The 20,225-nt window shown below is 37.6% G+C and carries 17 protein-coding genes; 16 read left to right on the top strand and 1 reads right to left on the bottom strand.

Annotation, left to right across the window (positions count from 1 at the left end; translation table 11 throughout):
• The first annotated feature begins 1 nt into the window (after position 1).
• From R4Z10_RS17035 to pyk, 5 genes are all read left to right on the top strand, one after another.
• Positions 2-646 carry a GntR family transcriptional regulator gene (locus R4Z10_RS17035; protein WP_338470486.1) on the top strand — a complete coding sequence of 215 codons (645 nt, stop codon included), beginning with the start codon at positions 2-4 and terminating at the stop codon, positions 644-646.
• A 144-nt stretch (positions 647-790) separates the two neighbouring features.
• Complete coding sequence (gene accD / locus R4Z10_RS17030; RefSeq protein ID WP_338470485.1) at positions 791-1,657, top strand: acetyl-CoA carboxylase, carboxyltransferase subunit beta; 867 nt, start codon at positions 791-793, stop codon at positions 1,655-1,657.
• On the top strand, positions 1,651-2,628 hold the full coding sequence (gene accA / locus R4Z10_RS17025; RefSeq protein WP_338470484.1) for an acetyl-CoA carboxylase carboxyl transferase subunit alpha: 978 nt from the start codon (positions 1,651-1,653) through the stop codon (positions 2,626-2,628). The genes accD and accA overlap by 7 nt, the downstream gene beginning before the upstream one ends.
• 303 nt (positions 2,629-2,931) lie before the next feature.
• Positions 2,932-3,891, top strand: coding sequence for a 6-phosphofructokinase (pfkA, locus tag R4Z10_RS17020; RefSeq protein WP_338470483.1), 960 nt, complete (start codon positions 2,932-2,934; stop codon positions 3,889-3,891).
• Between the two features lie 21 nt (positions 3,892-3,912).
• Complete coding sequence (gene pyk / locus R4Z10_RS17015) at positions 3,913-5,673, top strand: pyruvate kinase (RefSeq protein WP_338470482.1); 1,761 nt, start codon at positions 3,913-3,915, stop codon at positions 5,671-5,673.
• 72 nt (positions 5,674-5,745) lie between these two features.
• Here the strand turns inward: pyk and ytvI are convergent, their stop codons facing one another.
• Positions 5,746-6,843 (bottom strand): sporulation integral membrane protein YtvI, encoded by a 1,098-nt coding sequence (gene ytvI, locus R4Z10_RS17010; RefSeq protein ID WP_338470481.1) that lies wholly within the window; start codon positions 6,841-6,843, stop codon positions 5,746-5,748.
• Positions 6,844-7,043: 200 nt separating this feature from the next.
• Here ytvI and R4Z10_RS17005 point away from each other — a divergent pair, with 200 nt between their 5' ends.
• The 11 genes from R4Z10_RS17005 (at position 7,044) to coaE (ending at position 20,063) form a co-directional block, all read left to right on the top strand.
• Entirely contained in the window at positions 7,044-7,502 is a 459-nt protein-coding gene (locus R4Z10_RS17005; protein ID WP_338470480.1) for a DUF441 domain-containing protein, read from the top strand.
• Between the two features lie 334 nt (positions 7,503-7,836).
• A complete protein-coding gene (gene citZ, locus R4Z10_RS17000) occupies positions 7,837-8,955 on the top strand; it encodes a citrate synthase (RefSeq protein ID WP_338470479.1) in 1,119 nt (372 codons plus the stop codon).
• A gap of 138 nt (positions 8,956-9,093) precedes the next feature.
• A complete protein-coding gene (icd, locus tag R4Z10_RS16995; RefSeq protein ID WP_338470478.1) occupies positions 9,094-10,359 on the top strand; it encodes an NADP-dependent isocitrate dehydrogenase in 1,266 nt (421 codons plus the stop codon).
• 213 nt (positions 10,360-10,572) lie between these two features.
• Positions 10,573-11,511 carry a malate dehydrogenase gene (mdh, locus tag R4Z10_RS16990; protein ID WP_338470477.1) on the top strand — a complete coding sequence of 313 codons (939 nt, stop codon included), beginning with the start codon at positions 10,573-10,575 and terminating at the stop codon, positions 11,509-11,511.
• 172 nt (positions 11,512-11,683) lie between these two features.
• Positions 11,684-12,403 (top strand): response regulator transcription factor, encoded by a 720-nt coding sequence (locus R4Z10_RS16985; RefSeq protein WP_338470476.1) that lies wholly within the window; start codon positions 11,684-11,686, stop codon positions 12,401-12,403.
• On the top strand, positions 12,400-14,169 hold the full coding sequence (locus R4Z10_RS16980; RefSeq protein WP_338470475.1) for an ATP-binding protein: 1,770 nt from the start codon (positions 12,400-12,402) through the stop codon (positions 14,167-14,169). Before R4Z10_RS16985 ends, R4Z10_RS16980 begins: the two co-directional genes overlap by 4 nt.
• Before the next feature lie 282 nt (positions 14,170-14,451).
• The gene (polA, locus tag R4Z10_RS16975; RefSeq protein ID WP_338470474.1) at positions 14,452-17,085 is read left to right on the top strand and encodes a DNA polymerase I; all 2,634 of its coding nucleotides are present in this window, start codon (positions 14,452-14,454) and stop codon (positions 17,083-17,085) included.
• Between the two features lie 50 nt (positions 17,086-17,135).
• Positions 17,136-17,459, top strand: a complete 324-nt coding sequence (locus R4Z10_RS16970; protein WP_338470473.1) for a hypothetical protein — start codon at positions 17,136-17,138, stop codon at positions 17,457-17,459.
• A 420-nt stretch (positions 17,460-17,879) separates the two neighbouring features.
• The gene (gene mutM, locus R4Z10_RS16965; RefSeq protein WP_338470472.1) at positions 17,880-18,707 is read left to right on the top strand and encodes a DNA-formamidopyrimidine glycosylase; all 828 of its coding nucleotides are present in this window, start codon (positions 17,880-17,882) and stop codon (positions 18,705-18,707) included.
• Positions 18,708-18,799: 92 nt separating this feature from the next.
• The gene (gene ytaF, locus R4Z10_RS16960; RefSeq protein WP_338470471.1) at positions 18,800-19,435 is read left to right on the top strand and encodes a sporulation membrane protein YtaF; all 636 of its coding nucleotides are present in this window, start codon (positions 18,800-18,802) and stop codon (positions 19,433-19,435) included.
• A gap of 19 nt (positions 19,436-19,454) precedes the next feature.
• Positions 19,455-20,063: a dephospho-CoA kinase gene (gene coaE / locus R4Z10_RS16955; protein WP_338470470.1), complete on the top strand. Its 609-nt coding sequence runs from the start codon at positions 19,455-19,457 to the stop codon at positions 20,061-20,063.
• Positions 20,064-20,225: the final 162 nt, after the last annotated feature.

The following is a 20,225-nucleotide window of genomic DNA, read 5'->3' as shown; positions in this document are numbered from 1 at the left end:
GGTGAGTGATGAAGCACAAGTGAATGTTTCACAGGCAAATTCAAAGGTTTATCTTGAAATCGTCAAACAACTTAAAGGCATAATCGAACAGAATAGATTAAATCCTGGTGATCGATTGCCTTCTGAACGTGAACTATCTGAGCGTCTTCATGTAGGACGCTCTTCTGTTCGTGAAGCATTAAGGGCGTTAGAATTACTGGGATTAATTGAAACAAAAAGAGGCGAAGGCACGTATATACGAAATTTTAGGGACCATCAGTTAATTCCGTTATTAGGGACGTTCATTTTACAAGAGGATAAGTCCAAACAAGATGTGGTTGAAACTAAAACTTTAATTGAAAAAGATTGTTTAACCCTCATTATGGATAAAAAGGTTTCTGATAGTCAATTAGCAAATGTCATTGCACAAATGGATGAAGAGCAGTCATTTGATGATTTTATGGTGAAGATGATTGAGTTGGCTAATAATAACTTGGTTTTAAGAATTTGGCTTATTTTAAAGGATTACTATCATACACTCGGGTTTAAAGAGTATAAGCCGAGAAAAGAGGACTATGTAGATCTGATTAAAGCTTTAACTTTAAAGGATCAAGAAAAAGTCTTTAAAGCGTATGAAAAGGTTAGAGGATTGTCGAATAAAGACTGACAAATTCCAGCAAAGATTTTAGACAAGTTCCTTTATAGTTTACTAATAATCATTTTTTGAACTTAGATCAAGGTCTAGCTACAACGCCTAAAACGAGCTTCCTTTAGAAGTGAGTTCAATTTTAATAACAAGGGAGGTTCTACTTTGCTTAAGGATATTTTTACAAAGCAAAAGAAAAAATATGCCACCATTCCTTCAGAAAAATCCAAGCAGGAAGTTCCTGAAGGAATCATGACGAAATGCCCGAATTGCAAAAAAATCATGTATACGAGAGAATTGAATAAAAACTTAAAAGTCTGCTTGCACTGTGAATATCATTATCCAATGAAGGCATGGGAAAGAATTCAGTCATTTATTGATGAAGATACATTTGAGGAAATTAATGCAGGCATGGTTTCCGGAAACCCACTGCAATTTCCAGGATATGAAGAAAAAATTGAAAAAGATCAACAGAAAACAGGACTTAATGAGGCCATCATCACAGGAATTGGAAATGTGAATGGAATAAAAGTTGTTGTGGCTGTAATGGATTCTCATTTTCGGATGGCCAGCATGGGGTCGGTCGTAGGAGAAAAAATTACCTTAGCGGTTGAAAAAGCGGACGAATTATCGCTTCCTTTTATAATTTTCACGGCTTCAGGTGGTGCGAGAATGCAAGAAGGAATTTTAAGTTTGATGCAAATGGCGAAAACAAGTGTAGCACTGAAAAGATTTAGTGATCATGGCGGCTTGTTTATTTCTTTTATGACACAGCCAACAACTGGAGGGGTGTCAGCTAGTTTTGCTTCGTTAGGTGACTATAACCTTGCTGAACCTGGTGCATTAATCGGATTTGCCGGCAAACGGGTTATTGAGCAAACCATTCGCGAAGAACTGCCTGAGGATTTCCAGACAGCAGAGTTCCAGTTAAACCATGGTCAATTAGACGCTGTTATCCCACGACTTGAATTAAAGGATCAAGTCACGACAATTTTGGATATTCACCAACCAAAGGAGGTTCCCGAGTGGTAGGAGAATTAGGATTTGAAAAACCGATTATTGAGTTAAGGCAAAAAATTGCTGATTTAAAAGTATTCACGAAAGAATCAGATGTGGATTTAACATCCGAAATCGAAAAGCTTGAATCCCGTCTTGGCAAGTTGGAGAAGGATATTTATAGCAATATAAAGCCTTGGGATCGAGTGCAAATTGCACGACATCCGAATCGACCAACTACACTCGATTATATTTCTATATTATTTACCGATTTCTTTGAGTGTCATGGGGATCGTACATTTGGTGATGATGAAGCGATTGTAGGTGGAATTGCTAAGTATCACGGATTACCAGTGACGGTTATTGGACACCAACGCGGGAAAGACACAAAGGAGAATATACGCCGTAATTTTGGAATGCCCCATCCAGAAGGCTATCGTAAAGCACTAAGGTTAATGAAACAAGCCGATAAGTTCGGTCGTCCAATCATTTGTTTTATTGATACAAAGGGAGCATACCCAGGAAAGTCAGCAGAGGAAAGAGGACAAAGTGAGGCGATCGCTCGTAATTTATTTGAAATGGGCGGCTTTACAGTTCCAATTATTTGTGTTGTTATAGGCGAAGGTGGTAGCGGTGGAGCTCTTGCATTAGGGGTCGGCAACCATATATTAATGCTTGAGAACTCTACTTACTCGGTCATTTCGCCTGAAGGAGCAGCATCAATATTATGGAAGGATTCTTCTCATGCAAAACAAGCTGCAGAATCCATGAAAATTACTGCACCTGATTTAAAAGAATTAGAGATAGTCGATGAAGTGATACCTGAAGTAAAGGGTGGCGCTCATAAAGACGTAAATGAGCAAGCTGTCAAAATGGATGCTGTATTAAAGAATTCTTTAAAAGATTTATTAACGATGAACGGTGAACAGCTTGTAGCCCATCGGTATGAAAAATTTAAAAAAATAGGCGAAATCTCGTTATTAAAAGATATTATAGGGGTAAATTAAAAACGTACTGTTTCTAGTACGTTTTTCTTTTTGGGGTTAGAATGAGAGATAAGTTTGGCAAAAATTGGGATCTCAGCCAAAATTTTAACTATAACAATTAATATAGTTGCAAGTGAACCATTCTTCAGTTAACACAGTGGTTATGTGATATTGGTAATGAATAAAACGGTTTCAGTTTAATAACAATTTCGTCTATTCGTCACTTAGTTGAGATAATAATTTCTTCATGCTATTTTATAGATAATCCTTATATTTAGTGTATTATACATATTTTGACTGAATGGATGAGTAGGAGGAATAGCAATGAAAAAAATTGCGGTTTTGACTAGTGGAGGAGATGCACCTGGAATGAACGCTGCTGTTAGGGCAGTTGTTCGGAAGGCGATTTATCATAACGTAGAAGTGTTTGGAATCTTCGGCGGATATGCCGGTCTAATCAGTGGAAATATCGAACAGTTAAACTTAGGCTCTGTTGGTGATATTATTCATCGCGGAGGCACGATGCTTCTTTCAGCTCGACTTCCAGAATTTAAAGAGGAAGAAGTTCAGTTAAAAGCGGTTGAACAATTAAAAAAAGCAGGCATTGAAGGGGTCGTTGTCATTGGTGGGGATGGTTCTTACCGAGGGGCAAAGGCTTTAACAGGGCATGGCATACCTTGTGTTGGAGTACCTGGAACCATTGATAACGATATTAGTGGAACTCAATATACAATTGGCTATGATACAGCTTTAAATACAGTCATTGATGCAATTGATAAAATCAGAGACACTGCTACATCCCATGAACGAACATTTATTATTGAAGTGATGGGTAGGGATGCGGGTGATATTGCCTTAAGTGCCGGACTAGCTGGTGGGGCAGAAACGATTATCATTCCAGAGGAAAACTACAACATTCCAGAAATTTGCGCCCGTTTGAAAAAAGGTCAAGAGCGGGGCAAAAAACACAGTATTATTATTGTGGCTGAAGGTGTGGCAAGTGGTCCTGACATTGGGAAACAAATTAAAGAATTATCAAATATCGATACGCGGGTTTCTGTATTAGGACATATTCAACGCGGCGGTTCCCCTAGTGCATTTGACCGAGTGTTAGCAAGTCGATTAGGGGCAAGAGCAGTTGAATTATTACTAGAAAACAGGGGCGGAAGAGCGGTTGGAATTCAAAATAATGTGATCGTTGATAGTGATATAACAAAAGTGTTAAGTGAAATCCATCATATTGATTTAGATCTATTACGATTATCAAAAGAACTTTCCATCTAATTGGATACAGGAGGATAAATAATGCGTAAAACAAAAATTGTCTGTACGATTGGACCGGCTAGTGAAAGCTTAGAAAAATTAGTTTCGCTAATGGAAGCTGGAATGAATGTAGCCCGGTTAAACTTTTCACATGGGGATCATGATGAACATGCCGCGCGAATCAAGAACATCCGTGAAGCAGCAAAGCAAACTGGGAAAAATGTGGGGATTCTATTAGACACAAAGGGACCAGAAATTCGTACACATAATATGGTGAACGGTTCCATCGAATTGACATCAGGACAATCTACAATTATTTCGATGACAGAAGTAGAAGGTACACCGGAGATGTTCTCCATTACATATGAAGGCTTAATTGAAGATGTTCATATTGGCTCCAAAATTCTTCTTGATGACGGATTAATCGGTCTTGAAGTTGAAAAAATTGATACAGACAAAGGTCATATCCATGTTAAGGTTTTAAATAGTGGAACCTTAAAAAATAAAAAAGGGGTAAACGTACCAGGTGTATCCGTAAGATTACCAGGAATAACAGAAAAGGATGCCAAAGATATTTTATTCGGAATCGAACAACAAGTAGACTTTATCGCAGCTTCTTTTGTTCGTAGAGCTTCTGATGTGCTTGAAATCAGACGATTACTTGAAGAAAATAATGCGGATTATATTCAAATTATCCCTAAGATTGAAAATCAAGAAGGGGTCGATAATATTGATGAAATCCTAGAAGTGTCCCAAGGATTAATGGTTGCTCGTGGAGATCTTGGTGTGGAAATTCCTGCAGAAGAAGTGCCGCTTGTGCAAAAGAATTTAATTAAGAAATGTAATAAATATGGTAAGCCGGTTATTACAGCAACGCAAATGTTGGATTCCATGCAGCGCAACCCTCGTCCAACTCGCGCAGAGGCAAGTGACGTAGCGAATGCTATTTTGGATGGAACAGATGCAATTATGCTTTCAGGAGAAACAGCTGCAGGTAGTTATCCAGTCGAAGCAGTACAAACAATGCATAATATTGCTTCACGGACTGAATCTGCTGTAGATCATAAGAAGATTTTATCTTCACATAGTAAGGACATTGATTATTCGATCACAGATGCAATTGGACAATCTGTTGCTCATACAGCATTAAATCTGGGGGCTAAAGCTATTATTACAGCTACAGAAAGCGGTTATACGGCTCGAATGGTTTCTAAGTATCGTCCAAAGTCTCCGATTGTCGCTGTTACACCTCATGAATTTGTTTTAAGACGCTTAGCGTTAGTTTCTGGGGTTTATCCAGTTCTTGGAGGTACATCTAACTCTACTGATGAAATGCTTGATAATGCAGTAGATGAAAGTTTGAACAGCGGGTATATTTCACATGGCGATTTAGTGATCATTTCTGCTGGAGTTCCTGTAAGTGAATCAGGTACAACAAACTTAATGAAAATCCATGTAGTAGGAGATATTTTAGCAAAAGCTCAAGGAATTGGACGTAAATCCGCTTATGGAAAAACAGTAGTTGCAAATAATCTAGAAGAAGCATTATCGAAAGTTAAAGAAGGTTCGATTTTAGTCGTAAAAGGTACGGACAAGGAAATGGTTCCTGCCATTGAGAAATGCGTAGCTCTAATTACTGAAGAAGGTGGACTTACAAGTCACGGAGCGGTAGTGGGCTTGAATTTAGGTATTCCTGTATTGGTTGGGGTAGAAGATGCAACAAAGATCTTAAAAGATGGTCAAGAAATTACAGTAGATCCGCAAAGAGGCGTTATTTATAACGGGCATGCAAGTGTAATCTAAAATAATAGTTGTGAAGGGGGCTGTATACAACCTATGAACACAGCCTCCTTTTTTTATTTTATGATGTTTTGATTAAGGATGAATCTCCTCACCTTTAATATATGTCCATAAATCGCGAAATACATTTGCTTTATGTAAGGTCGTTAGGATGACAAGGGTAACAGGTCCGATGATTAAGCCTAAAAAACCAATTAATTTAAAACCGACAAATAAAGAGATGAGTGTTGCGAGTGGGTCCATTCCTATATTGGCTGAAAGAACTTTTGGTTCCATGACTTGCCTTTGTACAAGAACAACAAGGTATAAAACACCTAGACCAAGCGCCATTGCGGTATTACCAGTAATCATCTCATATACGATCCAAGGAACAAAAATTAATCCCGTCCCTAAATAAGGCAACACATCGACAAAACCGGTAATAAGGGCAATCGTTATGGCATAGTCCACACGTAAAATGATTAAACCTATCAGGATAATAACTGTTGTAATCGAGATTAGTGTTACCTGGGCTTTTAAAAAACCGAATAAGGCTTTTTTTAAATCAATAAAGACCGTTTTCCCGCTTTTTTTCACCTGTTTTGGTACTAATTTGACTCCGAGCCTCGACAATCTGTCCCAATCTTTACTGATAAAAAAAGTGGCGAGTAAGGAAAAGATTAAAACTGTTGCAGCATTTGGAAACCAAGAAATGATAGTCGGAATAAATTCAAAAAACTTCTGGATAAACCCTCCGAGTGAACTTCCGATGGTGTTGCCTACATTTTGAATATTGTTAACAATGGTCTCTTGTCCGTCGCTCCCCAAGTTATCAACAAGGTTTTCAACCTGATTATAAAGCGGAATAATTTGTGAAACAAATAAATACTCCAAGTGGGTAATTAATGTTTCTAGTTGGTGAGGAACTACTTTTGCTAAATACTCAGCTCCAGAAACAATTTCAGCGATTAATAGTGTAATCAATCCAGCAAAAACAGCAAATACAATCATTAAAACTAAAATGACAGAGAGGGACCTAGGCATTTTACACTTTCTGTGAAAAAAATTAACGAGTGGGTTAATAAAAAAAGCAATGGCTAGTCCAATAATGAATGGATAAGTAACTTTTGTTAGGTAAAAAATACATAAGAGTGAAAAAATGGTAATTCCAACAACGAATAAAAATCTTAACATCCGATTGAAATAAATCCGGTTCAAATGATAACACCTGCCTTTATTAGAACTATGGTCAAAAGAAACCTTCTACTTTGAACATAAAGCAAGATATGTAACTTGTAAACAAAATCAAATATAGGTCATGTGATTTTTAATAAAAACGCTTTTATGAGGATAAACAGGTATGATAAAATATTAGACAGAAGGGAGCTTTTTCCTTGTTCTCGCAAGCTACATTATTTTTATTATTACTATTAGTGATTGGCCTTGTTGCCAAAAACCAATCATTAACCATTGCGGTTGTTTTCTTAATGATTTTAAAATTAAGCGGTTTAGATTCTAAAGTTTTCTCTGTTATACAGACAAAGGGGATTAATTGGGGAGTAACGGTCATTACCATCGCTGTTTTAGCACCCATTGCAAGTGGGGATATCGGCTTTAAGGATTTACTCGGTGCCTTTAAATCTTCCTATGCATGGATTGCTCTTATATCCGGTATCGCAGTTGCTCTTCTCGCTAAAGGTGGAGTTACCCTTTTAGCGAAGGATCCACATATAACAACAGCTCTAGTACTAGGAACCATTATCTCGGTGGCACTATTTAAAGGGGTAGCTGTAGGCCCATTAATTGGGGCAGGGATTGCTTATTTAGCCATGAAAATCATGCAATTCTTTTAATCGATTAATAATTTTTATCCTGTTTTCAAGTTTTTAAAATTGTGCAAAATCAGATAATTGTATATAATGAAAAATGTAAAAATATGTTTTTTACAATTATGAAAGCATTTTCTTTTCGTTTATAATTGAACATCCGCTCAATTCATCTTTCGACTATCACCTTACCAGATATATGTATCTAAGATCTATTTTTGTATAACCTGCATAATTATTTAATAAGATTCAGAAAATTATTTCTGATAATTCCTAGTTAATTGAATAAACTAATAATGTACTTTGAGCATGGGGGATTTCATTTTCATGGGGAATATTCATAAAAAGGAGAGGAATTTATATGACAGTTACGCGTGGCCTTGAAGGGGTTGTGGCAGCTACTTCTTCCGTAAGTTCAATCATTAATGATACATTAACATATGTAGGCTATAATATTGATGACTTAACAGAGAATGCTAGTTTTGAAGAAGTAATCTACTTATTATGGCATCGAAAGTTACCTACAGCACCTCAATTAGACCAATTAAAGCAGCAACTCAGCTCGAGCGCCCAACTACCTCATGAAGTCCTTGATGGATTCAAAACATATCCAATTGATCGAGTTCATCCGATGGCAGCACTTAGAACAGCTGTATCTCAATTAGCGCTATATGATTCTGAAGCAGATAAAATGGATCCAGAAGCCAATTATCATAAAGCCATTCGCTTGCAAGCTCAAATCCCAACAATCGTGGCAGCCTTTGCGCGCATTCGTAAAGGGTTGGAGCCTGTCCCACCAAGAGAAGAATTAAGTTTTGCTGCAAATTTTTTATATATGTTATCAGGAAAAGAGCCTGATCCTATTGCAATCGAAGCAATGGATAAAGCCTTGATTTTGCATGCTGATCATGAATTAAATGCATCTACATTCACAGCTAGGGTTTGTGTTGCTACACTATCTGATATTTATTCAGGGATTACAGCAGCGATTGGTGCATTAAAAGGTCCGTTACATGGCGGGGCAAATGAAGCAGTTATGAAAATGCTGATGGAAATCGGTACGCCTAATAACGTTGAAACATATATACGTGAAAAGTTAATCAAGAAAGAGAAAATCATGGGATTTGGTCATCGTGTATACAAAAACGGGGACCCTCGTGCCAAACACTTAAAGGAAATGTCGCTGAAATTAACAACCTTAACAGGTCAGCCGCAGTACTACGACATGTCCATTAAAATTGAAAAGATTGTCACAGGTGAAAAGAAGTTGCCGCCAAATGTGGACTTTTACTCAGCATCTGTATATCATAGTTTAGGAATCGACCATGATTTATTTACACCTATATTTGCAATTAGTCGCGTTTCAGGTTGGTTAGCACATATTCTAGAACAATATGAAAATAATCGCTTAATTCGTCCACGTGCTGAGTACACGGGCCCTGGAATGCAAGAATATGTTTCCATTGAAAGACGTGCCTAATTAAAGCGCAACGGTCTCTCAAGAATATATGATAAAGAAGATGTTTAAATTTGTTATGTTGTATTAGAGGCTGTTCAGGATTTTCTTGTATAGCCTCTAGTCTTACATATTAAGTGCAGACATGGAGGAGAGGTTAACATGACAGGAGAAAAAATCACAGTAACAAACGGAGTATTAAATGTACCAAACAATCCAATCGTTCCATTTATTGAAGGTGATGGAACAGGTCCCGATATTTGGGCAGCTGCTTCAAAGGTATTAGATGCAGCAGTTGAAAAGGCTTATAATGGCGAACGTAAGATACAGTGGAAAGAGGTACTTGCAGGGGAGAAGGCATTCAACCAAACGGGTGAGTGGCTTCCTAAAGAAACACTTGATCTAATCCGCGAGTATTTAATTGCGATTAAAGGACCATTAACAACTCCAGTTGGTGGGGGGATTCGTTCTCTAAACGTAGCACTTCGCCAAGAATTGGATCTTTATGTATGTTTACGTCCAGTACGTTGGTTTGAAGGGGTTCCATCACCGGTCAAACGCCCTCAAGATACAAACATGGCTATTTTCCGTGAAAACACTGAAGATATTTATGCTGGTATTGAATATGAAATGGGTTCAGAAAATGCAAAAAAATTAATCAGCATTTTACAAAATGAATTTGGTGTAGACAAAATTCGTTTCCCAGAAACTTCAGGGATCGGAATTAAGCCGGTATCAGAAGAAGGGACAAGCCGTCTAGTACGTGCTGCCATTGATTATGCCATCAAGGAAGGTAGAAAATCCGTAACATTGGTTCATAAAGGTAACATTATGAAGTATACGGAAGGCGGATTTAAAAAATGGGGTTATGAAGTAGCTGAAAAAGAATATGCTGATAAAGTGTTTACTTGGAATCAGTATGATCGCATTAAGGAAGAACAAGGTGTAGATGCAGCAAACAAAGCGCAAGCTGAAGCAGAAGCAGCGGGTAAAATCATTGTGAAAGATTCCATTGCAGATATCTTCTTACAACAAATCTTAACTCGTCCAAGCGAATTTGAAGTTGTAGCAACAATGAACTTAAATGGAGACTATATCTCCGATGCTTTAGCAGCACAAGTCGGCGGAATCGGAATTGCACCTGGTGCTAACATTAACTATGTAACTGGACATGCTATTTTTGAAGCTACACATGGTACAGCTCCAAAATATGCAGGCCTAGACAAAGTAAATCCATCTTCTGTTATTCTTTCAGGAGTATTAATGTTAGAACACCTTGGCTGGAATGAAGCAGCAGACTTAATCACGAAATCAATGGAAAAAACAATTGCTTCAAAAATCGTTACTTATGATTTTGCTCGCTTAATGGATGGAGCAACTGAAGTTAAATGTTCTGAATTTGGTAATGAGTTAATTAAAAACATGTAATAATCATGATTTTAAAAAGATGGTCTAATGTTTCGTCAGTTTAAACTGACGAAATTAGACCATTCTTTTTAACAATTGTAGACTTAATATTCAAATTCTTTTAAATAAATTAAATTTATATACATCTAATAAAACGACAATGCTTTATTTTTCAATAACAAGTTGTTTCATAGTAGTATCAAATTATAAGATCAATAGGGGAGAGATTGAACGATGGGGATTAAGCGTAAGAAAATTTCAATTATCGGCAGTGGTTTTACGGGAGCTACAACAGCACTTTTCATCGGACAAAAGGAATTGGGGGATGTCGTTTTAGTTGATATTCCACAAATGGAAAATCCAACAAAAGGGAAAGCATTAGATATGTTGGAAGCTAGTCCTGTTCAAGGGTTTGATGCTAATATTATTGGAACCTCCAACTATGAAGATACAAAGGACTCTGACATTGTTATTATTACAGCTGGAATCGCACGTAAGCCAGGCATGAGTCGTGATGATTTAGTTCAAACAAACCAAAAAATTATGAAGTCTGTCACAAAAGAAATCGTTAAGTACTCTCCGAATTGTTATATTATCGTGTTAACAAATCCAGTAGATGCGATGACTTACACCGTATATAAAGAGTCAGGCTTTCCGAAAAATCGTGTGATTGGACAATCAGGAGTACTAGATACAGCCCGGTTCCGGACATTTGTTGCCCAAGAGTTAAACCTTTCAGTTAAAGACATTACAGGCTTTGTGTTAGGTGGTCATGGAGATGACATGGTACCACTTGTTCGTTACTCTTATGCAGGTGGAATTCCATTAGAAGCACTAATTCCTGAGGACCGACTAGAAGCAATTGTAGAGCGTACTCGTAAAGGCGGCGGAGAAATTGTTAACCTATTAGGCAATGGAAGTGCCTATTATGCGCCTGCAGCTGCATTAACAGAAATGGTAGAAGCGATTGTTAAAGATCAACGTCGTGTATTACCAACGATTGCTTACCTTGAAGGGGAGTATGGGTACAACGGGATTTATCTAGGGGTACCAACGATTATTGGCGGAAATGGTCTTGAAAAAGTTATTCAACTAGAATTAACAGATGCTGAAAAGACAGCACTTGATCGTTCAGTCGAAGCTGTAAAGAATGTGATGGCTGTATTAGCTTAAATGGGTAAAAAAATTCGAGGAGTAGATCCTCGAATTTTTTAATTTTCCTCATTCTATGCAAATCGTGTAATTTTTTGTAATGTACAACTGTAAATATTATGTGTATAGTATAAATTAAGGAACTTTGGATATATGTAACGGGGTAAATATTTCTTTTCAAACGGAGGCTAAAATGGGGAAAAAAGTACTTGTTGTTGATGATGAAAAGTCAATCGTAACATTACTTCAGTATAATTTAAAACAGGCTGGTTATGAAGTTATCACTGAAATGGACGGAGAAGACGGAAAAAACACGGCCTTGAGGGAAAATCCTGATTTAATTATACTTGATTTGATGTTACCTTCCATGGATGGTTTAGAAGTTTGTAAGGAACTTCGACAACAAAAAAACTTTACACCAATTTTAATGTTGACAGCAAAAGATGATGAATTTGATAAAGTTCTTGGACTAGAACTCGGTGCGGATGATTATATGACAAAGCCATTTAGCCCTCGAGAGGTCGTTGCTCGTGTCAAGGCGATTTTAAGAAGATCACAAATCCAAGATGATTCTGCAGAACAGGCGGAACAAAAGGAATTAGAGCAATTGGTTATCAGCAACTTATCGATTTATCCAGAGCAATATGAGGCTTATTATGGTGAGAAATTACTAGAACTCACACCAAAGGAATTTGAATTGCTTTTATACCTAGCAAAGAATAAGGGCAGGGTATTAACTCGTGATCAATTATTAAGTGCGGTTTGGAATTATGATTTTGCCGGAGATACGAGAATTGTCGACGTTCATATTAGTCATTTACGTGAAAAAATTGAACATAACACAAAAAAACCAGTTTATATTAAAACGATAAGGGGATTAGGCTATAAGCTTGAGGAGCCAAAAGTGGAATGATCAAGTTTCGTTCAAAAATTCTTTTTGCTCTATTAGCTCTACTTATTATTGTCCTAATCGTCATGGGCATTATATTAGGACAAATCTTTAATACTTTTTATTTAAAAAACTTTGATGAACACTTAGTCAAAGAAACTAGACTAGTCTCCTCATATATAGAAGGCGCTGGTGGGATCCATTCATTTAATGAGAATAGAATTTCAGAGTTTAGTCATGAATTAGATGCAAGAATTACCATTTTCGATCGGAATGGAAATATCGTGCTTGAAAGTGGAGAAGTCATCGAAGAAGATCAAGCAGAATATGAAACAGCATTAACAAATATGTTTGCAAATCAAACAAATCCAAAATCGGATTATACCTGGATGAAAAATGTGACTGTCCAGTATTTTTGGGAGCCTATTCATACCGATGGTTCAAAACAAGGGTTTGTGTTGGTTAGCTCCAAGACGGACGAACTTAAACATGCTTATTCGCAAATTTGGTGGCTATTGACCATTAGCTTCAGTTTTGCTTTTATTGTGATTGTCATTCTTGGTCGCAATATTATGAATCGTTATACTAGACCTATTGAACGGGCTACGAAATTAGCATTTGAATTAGCAAAGGGAAATTACCATGCTCGGACTTTTGAAGATCAAAATGGTGAAATTGGCATGCTGAACTCCTCTTTAAATATTCTCGCTCGTAATTTACAAGATATGATGAAAGCGCATGAGATGCAAAAAGATCGTTTAAGTACCTTGATTGAAAATATGGGGAGCGGATTAATTTTAATTGATGGGCATGGGTACATCAACTTAGTCAATCGTACATATAAAGAAATATTTGATGTAAAATCATCACAATACTTGTACAAGCTCTATTATGAGGTTATTAAACATAAGGAAATTAATAAAATCATTGAAGATATTTTTATGACGGAACAAAAGGTCAGAAAGCAGCTTGTGATTCCGTTAAAAATTGAACGGCGTCATTTTGAAGTTTACGGTGTACCGATTTTAGGCACCAATGATGTGTGGAAAGGAATTCTCCTTGTTTTTCATGATATTACAGAAATTAAAAAATTGGAACAAACAAGAAAAGACTTTGTTGCTAATGTCTCTCATGAATTAAAAACGCCTGTTACATCGATTAAAGGTTTTGCGGAAACTTTATTAGATGGTGCAATGGAAGACAAGGAAACATTGGAATCATTTTTATCAATTATTTTAAAAGAGAGTGACAGACTTCAGTCGCTCATCTACGATTTATTAGAACTGTCCAAAATTGAAAATGAAGGATTCTCCTTGACTATTCAACCAGTTAATTTAAACCTCATCCTTGAGGAATCAATTAGCATAGTCGCTGGAAGAGCAACAAAAAAGAACATTATGATTAAGTTTGATAAAGCTTCTGACAAATTCCTTATTGAAGGGGACGCTTATCGACTAAAGCAAGTTTTCATTAATATTATATCGAATGCCGTATCTTACACACCTAATGACGGAAAAGTAGTAATCTCCATGGAGGAAAGTGCTAAAAAAGTAACCGTACATGTAGAAGATACGGGAATGGGAATCGAGAAGAAGGAAATCCCAAGAATTTTTGAACGCTTTTATCGGGTGGATAAGGCAAGGGACCGTAATTCAGGTGGTACTGGGCTTGGTTTAGCGATTGTTAAACATTTAATGGAAGCTCACAAAGGGACAGTTAAAGTTAAAAGTAAACTTGGACAAGGGACGGTTTTTAGCATTGAACTGTCAAAGAAGTTCCCACGAAAATGATTAGAATGAAAAAGGATATTTTTTACAATAGATTAACATTATGTTTGTGGTGAATTAACAATTCGTTGCTATAATCAAAAGTGAAATACCCCTTCATCCAAGGAACCAAATAAAAAAGGTGGATTGCTTATCGCTTTCCGCCTTTTTTATTTGGTTCTTTTTTGTATGAGATCCGGTATCGAAACCATTCGGTTATTTTCCTTTCCATTGGCAATCATGATAAACTAGAAAGGAAAAATAGGTTGACAATATAACACTTGTCAATGGAATGGGGTGTTGGATTTGACAAAAAAGCTGGTTCTAATTGACGGAAATAGCATAGCCTATCGTGCTTTTTTTGCTTTGCCGCTATTGAATAATGATAAAGGAATACATACCAATGCTGTTTATGGATTCACGATGATGTTAATGAAAATTCTTGAAGACGAGAAGCCGTCCCATATGTTGGTGGCGTTCGATGCTGGTAAAACGACCTTTCGTCATCAAACCTTTAGTGAATATAAAGGTGGCAGGCAGAAGACTCCATCTGAATTATCGGAACAATTTCCTTATATTCGTGAATTGCTTAAGGTCTATGGAATTTCAACCTATGAACTTGAAAACTATGAAGCGGATGATATTATCGGAACTCTAACCGTACAGGCGGAAAAAGAGGGCTTTGAAATTAAAGTAATTACTGGAGACAAAGACTTAACTCAACTAAGTTCTCCTAAGACCACTATCGGGATTACTCGTAAAGGGATTACAGATATTGAGGAATATACTCCAGAACATATCCAAGAAAAGTATGGGCTAAGTCCAGAACAAATTATCGATATGAAAGGACTTATGGGCGATAAATCTGATAATATCCCAGGCGTTCCTAGTGTAGGTGAGAAGACAGCCATTAAGCTATTAAAAGAATTTCATACGGTAGAAGAGTTATTATCCTCAATTGAAAAAGTAAGCGGTGCGAAATTAAAGGAAAAGCTAGAAACGTATAAAGACCAGGCTATTATGAGCAAGGAGCTGGCAACAATTATGAGGGAAGCACCGATTGATGTTCAATTAGAAAACATTGAATACAATGGATTTGATCATGAAAAATTGGTGGGTCTATTTAAGGAATTAGGGTTTCAATCCTTATTGGAGAAAATGGGTGGAGATCTTCAAACGGAAGAGCCAGAGGTTTTGGAAGACATCGACTTTGAAATTGTGGAAGAGGTCAATGAGTCTATTTTTTCAGACCATAATGCTTTCTATGTAGAAGTATTAGACGGCAACTACCATTATAGTGATATTATTGGTTTTTCCCTCGTAAATGACAAAGGTCATTTTTATATAGCTACGGATAAGGCTCTAGAGTCTCCTATTTTTAAAACTTGGGCAGAGGATGACAGTAAGAAAAAAGTTGTATATGATGCAAAGCGGTCGGAAGTTTCGCTAAGACATCATGGAATCCATTTAAACGGAGTTACCTTTGATTTATTAATCGCTTCTTACTTAGCAAATCCTTCAGAAACAATTGAGGACGTTGCATCCATTGCAAAACGATATGGTTTTTCATCGATTCAATCGGATGAGAATTTTTATGGAAAAGGTGCCAAAAGAAAGGTTCCTGATTCGGCAGAGCTTGCACAGCATCTCGTCCGGAAGGCATTAGTGTTAGAAGATTTAGAGGATAAATTGGAGTCTGAACTTAAAGAAAACCAACAGCTTGAATTGTATCATGATTTAGAATTGCCACTCTCCATTATCCTTGCAGATATGGAATCCATAGGGGTGAAAGTGGATAAAGATGGTTTGCTAGCAATGGGAGAAGAATTAAAGGGTCGATTAGCTCAGTTAGAAGAAAAAATTTATGAGGCCGCAGGTGAAACCTTTAATATCAATTCTCCAAAGCAGTTAGGAGTTATTTTATTTGAAAAATTAGGTTTACCGGTTATTAAGAAAACGAAAACAGGCTATTCCACTTCAGCGGATGTTTTAGAAAAACTAGAAAGCAGTCATGAGATTATTGAACATATACTCATGTATCGCCAGTTAGGGAAATTAAAATCCACTTATATTGATGGCTTAGTAAAGTTCATTCATCCAAAAACTGACAAGGTCCATACGATTTTTAATCAAGCATTAACGCAAACCGGACGATTAAGCTCAACGGATCCGAATTTGCAAAATATCCCGATACGCTTAGAAGAAGGAAGAAAAATTCGCAAAGCCTTTGTCCCTTCTGAGAAAGACTGGCTTATTTTTGCAGCTGACTATTCCCAGATTGAATTGCGGGTGTTAGCTCATATTGCAGGGGATGAGAAACTAATCTCAGCTTTCAGTGAAGGAATGGATATTCATACGAAAACAGCAATGGATGTTTTCCATGTATCAAAAGAGGAAGTAACATCAAATATGCGTCGTCATGCGAAAGCCGTAAACTTCGGAATCGTATACGGAATTAGTGATTATGGACTTAGTCAAAGTCTAAAGATTTCACGAAAAGAAGCGGGGGAGTTTATTGACCGCTATTTTGCCAGCTATCCAGGGGTGAAGGAATATATCGATGAAATAGTAAAAGATGCCAAGTTAAAAGGGTATGTTTCTACCTTAATGCATCGCCGCCGCTATTTACCAGAAATCACAAGCCGTAATTTTAATCTGCGCAGCTTTGCGGAGCGAACCGCGATGAATACCCCTATTCAGGGAAGTGCAGCCGATATTATTAAAAAAGCGATGGTTGATATGGCCGAACGCTTGAAACGTGAAGGATTACAAACAAGATTATTGCTGCAAGTACATGATGAATTGATCTTTGAGGCACCGCCAGAAGAAATAGAGATCTTGAAAGAAATTGTCCCAGATGTCATGGAAAATGCCATCGAACTAAAAGTACCGTTAAAAGTAGACTATGCCTACGGTCCAACTTGGTATGACTCGAAATAGATAGATGCTACATTTTATAAAATGTTATTAGGTGAATTCGGACAAACGAAGTGGAATTGAATAAGAACCTGAATGGGTTTCGAGTTCGGACAAGAAGTCAACAAACGAGCACGATCCAGTCCGAACAGGGTTCCATATCGGACAAGAAGTCAACAAACGAGCATGATCCAGTCCGAACAGGGTTCCGATTCGGACAGAAAGATATCAAACGAGCGCGATCCAGTCCGAACAGGGTTCCGATTCGGACAGAAAGATATCAAATGAGTGCGATCCAGTCCGAACAGGGTTCCAATTCGGACAAGAAGTCAACAAACGAGCGCGATCCAGTCCGAACAGGGTTCCGGTTCGGACAAGAAGTCAACAAACGAGCATGATCCAGTCCGAACAGGGTTCCGGTTCGGACAAGAAGTCAACAAACGAGCATGATCCAGTCCGAACAGGGTTCCGATTCGGACAGGAAGTCAACAAATGAGCCCGATCCAGTCCGAACAGGGTTCCGATTCGGCCAGAAAGCCCTCAAACGGGCACGATCCAGTCCGAATAGGGTTCCGATTCGGACAAGAAGTCAACAAACGGGCTCGATCCAGTCCGAACAGGGTTCCGATTCGGCCAGAAAGATATCAAACGGGCCCGATCCAGTCCGAATAGGGTGCAAATACGGACAAGTAATCAACAAATGAGCGCGATCCAGTCCGCAGGGCCCAATTTCGGACAGGGAGGCATAAAAGTTCTCTCTCCTGTCCGAATGAAGCTTAGTTTGGACTTTTAAGGTTATTTGAAAGAAGGTTTTATGATTGCCAGAGCTTCCAGAAGTTGAAACGATTCGACGAACATTAAAGAGATTAGTCTTAAATAAAAAAATCCAATCGGTATCTGTATTCTGGCCGAAAATGATCAAAAAGCCAGAAGTAATGGAGCAGTTCATAGATGCATTGGTAGGACAGAGTATTATTGATATTAACCGAAGAGGAAAGTTTCTTGTTTTTTATACAGAAACTTATGCCCTTGTTTCCCATTTACGAATGGAAGGACGTTATACCCTTTATCAAGGGGAAGACCCTGTGGAAAAGCATACACATGTTATTTTCCACTTTACAGACGGGACAGAATTGCGCTACAAGGACGTTCGTAAATTTGGAACAATGCATCTTTTTAAGAAAGGGGACGAGTTTACCTCACTTCCCCTTTCACAACTTGGCCCAGAACCGTTAGATGAAACCTTTGATAAAGTTGAGTTTGCACAAAAGTTGGCAAAAACAACAAGAAATATTAAATCTACTCTGCTTGATCAAACAGTAGTGGTCGGATTAGGAAATATTTATGTTGATGAAGCTTTGTTCAAAGCTCGAATACATCCGGAAAGATCCTCCCAATCTCTGACATCAGAGGAAATTCATGTTCTATACGAAAAAATTATTGAAACTCTCACTGAAGCAGTCGATAAGGGCGGAAGTACGGTAAGAACGTATGTGAACTCCCAAGGGGAGATGGGAATGTTTCAATTAGAGCATTATGTGTATGGACGTAAAGGGGAAGATTGCAAGCTTTGCCAAACACCGTTAATTAGAACGGTAGTTGGTGGACGTGGGACCGTTTATTGCCCTGCCTGTCAAAAAATATAATTATACACTTATGGATGAATTCGATAGGATTAACATCGGAAGTGCCTTCTTCATAAACTATTGTAGTTGTAATGAGGAAGGAGCACAGGTTCATGGGACATTTATTCTCACTACTCTTATTAGCATTGGCTGTCAGCTTAGACAGCTTCAGCGTAGGATTTACTTACGGACTAAGGAAAATGCGTATCCCGATAAAGTCAATTGTGATTATTGCATGCTGTACGGCCGTCACGTTAATCACAGCCATGTTACTAGGGCATTTGCTACAACAATTAATATCCCCTGAATTTGCCGAAAAGGTGGGGGGAATCATCCTCATTGGTCTAGGTGGCTGGGTCATTTACCAATTTTTTCGGTCAGAGAAAGAGCAAGAGGTTATGCCTCATGAAAAGGTTATCCTTAATTTTGAAATTAAATCGCTTGGAATTGTGATCAATATCTTAAAGAAACCGATGGTAGCAGACTTTGATAAGTCTGGAACAATCACAGGTGTTGAAGCTTTCATGTTAGGTCTAGCACTTTCCCTGGATTCCTTCGGTGCTGGAATTGGGGCTGCCATGCTTGGATTTTCACCTTTATACTTAAGTCTAGCAGTTTCACTCCTTAGTACAGGACTTGTATTCGCAGGAATGAAATTAGGGGCAGTATTATCTGCAAAATCTTGGTTACAAAAGCTATCTTTTTTGCCTGGGATTGTACTAATCATTATCGGAGTTTGGAAATTTTAGAAGCAGGAAGGAAAAAGAGATGTCAATGATCGTAGGATTAACAGGTGGGATTGCCAGTGGTAAAAGTACCGTTTCAAATATGCTAAAATCATTAGGAATTACCGTTATTGATGCAGATATTGAGGCTAGACAGGTAGTAGAGCCTGGAGAAGATGCCTACAATCAAATTGTGCAACACTTTGGAAATGAAATCCTCCTTGATGATGGCTCAATTAACAGGAAGAAACTCGGAGAAATTATTTTTAATAACGAGGGAGAGAGGAACGTCCTAAATAGGATTGTCCATCCAGCGGTAAGGAAAAGGATGCTTGAGAAAAAAGAGACAGCAATAAACCATGGAGAAATGCTGGTCGTCCTCGATATCCCTCTTCTATTTGAAAGTGAATTAACAGGTTTAGTAGATAAAATCATTCTCGTCTATGTAGATGAAGATGTTCAACTCGAGCGATTAATGAAACGAAATCAATATTCGGAATCAGAGGCACTTGCTAGAATTCGATCACAAATGCCGTTAAAAGATAAGAAGCAGCGCTCTGACTTTATTATTGATAATAATGGAGATATCCCACAAACAGAGGAACAATTAATGATGATTTTAAATCAATTCGGATTTGTAAAAGAAGTGTGATGAGCACTTCTTCTTTGTATATCTATTAAACAACATTATTAAAATTACTAAGGTAATAAAATTATAAAAAAGTTATAAATTTGTGCAATTGACATCTTACATTACTCATTAAATGTGTTATACTATTGCCATGTGATTCACAAAAAGTATAACATATAGTTT

Source organism: Niallia sp. XMNu-256 (assembly GCF_036670015.1).
Lineage (GTDB): Bacteria > Bacillota > Bacilli > Bacillales > Cytobacillaceae > Bacillus_BD.
Note: the sequence above shows the minus strand (reverse complement) of the source record. Positions and strands in the feature narration are given on the sequence as shown.

Excerpts from the sequence above, each read along its gene's own strand:
- R4Z10_RS16980 (WP_338470475.1), top strand. The coding sequence starts at position 12,400 with ATGATCAAGTTTCGTTCAAAAATTCTTTTTGCTCTATTAGCTCTACTT.
- R4Z10_RS16985 (WP_338470476.1), top strand. The coding sequence starts at position 11,684 with ATGGGGAAAAAAGTACTTGTTGTTGATGATGAAAAGTCAATCGTAACA.
- pyk (WP_338470482.1), top strand. The coding sequence starts at position 3,913 with ATGCGTAAAACAAAAATTGTCTGTACGATTGGACCGGCTAGTGAAAGC.
- ytvI (WP_338470481.1), bottom strand. The coding sequence starts at position 6,843 with ATGTTAAGATTTTTATTCGTTGTTGGAATTACCATTTTTTCACTCTTA.
- mdh (WP_338470477.1), top strand. The coding sequence starts at position 10,573 with ATGGGGATTAAGCGTAAGAAAATTTCAATTATCGGCAGTGGTTTTACG.
- ytaF (WP_338470471.1), top strand. The coding sequence starts at position 18,800 with ATGGGACATTTATTCTCACTACTCTTATTAGCATTGGCTGTCAGCTTA.
- pfkA (WP_338470483.1), top strand. The coding sequence starts at position 2,932 with ATGAAAAAAATTGCGGTTTTGACTAGTGGAGGAGATGCACCTGGAATG.
- icd (WP_338470478.1), top strand. The coding sequence starts at position 9,094 with ATGACAGGAGAAAAAATCACAGTAACAAACGGAGTATTAAATGTACCA.
- citZ (WP_338470479.1), top strand. The coding sequence starts at position 7,837 with ATGACAGTTACGCGTGGCCTTGAAGGGGTTGTGGCAGCTACTTCTTCC.
- coaE (WP_338470470.1), top strand. The coding sequence starts at position 19,455 with ATGTCAATGATCGTAGGATTAACAGGTGGGATTGCCAGTGGTAAAAGT.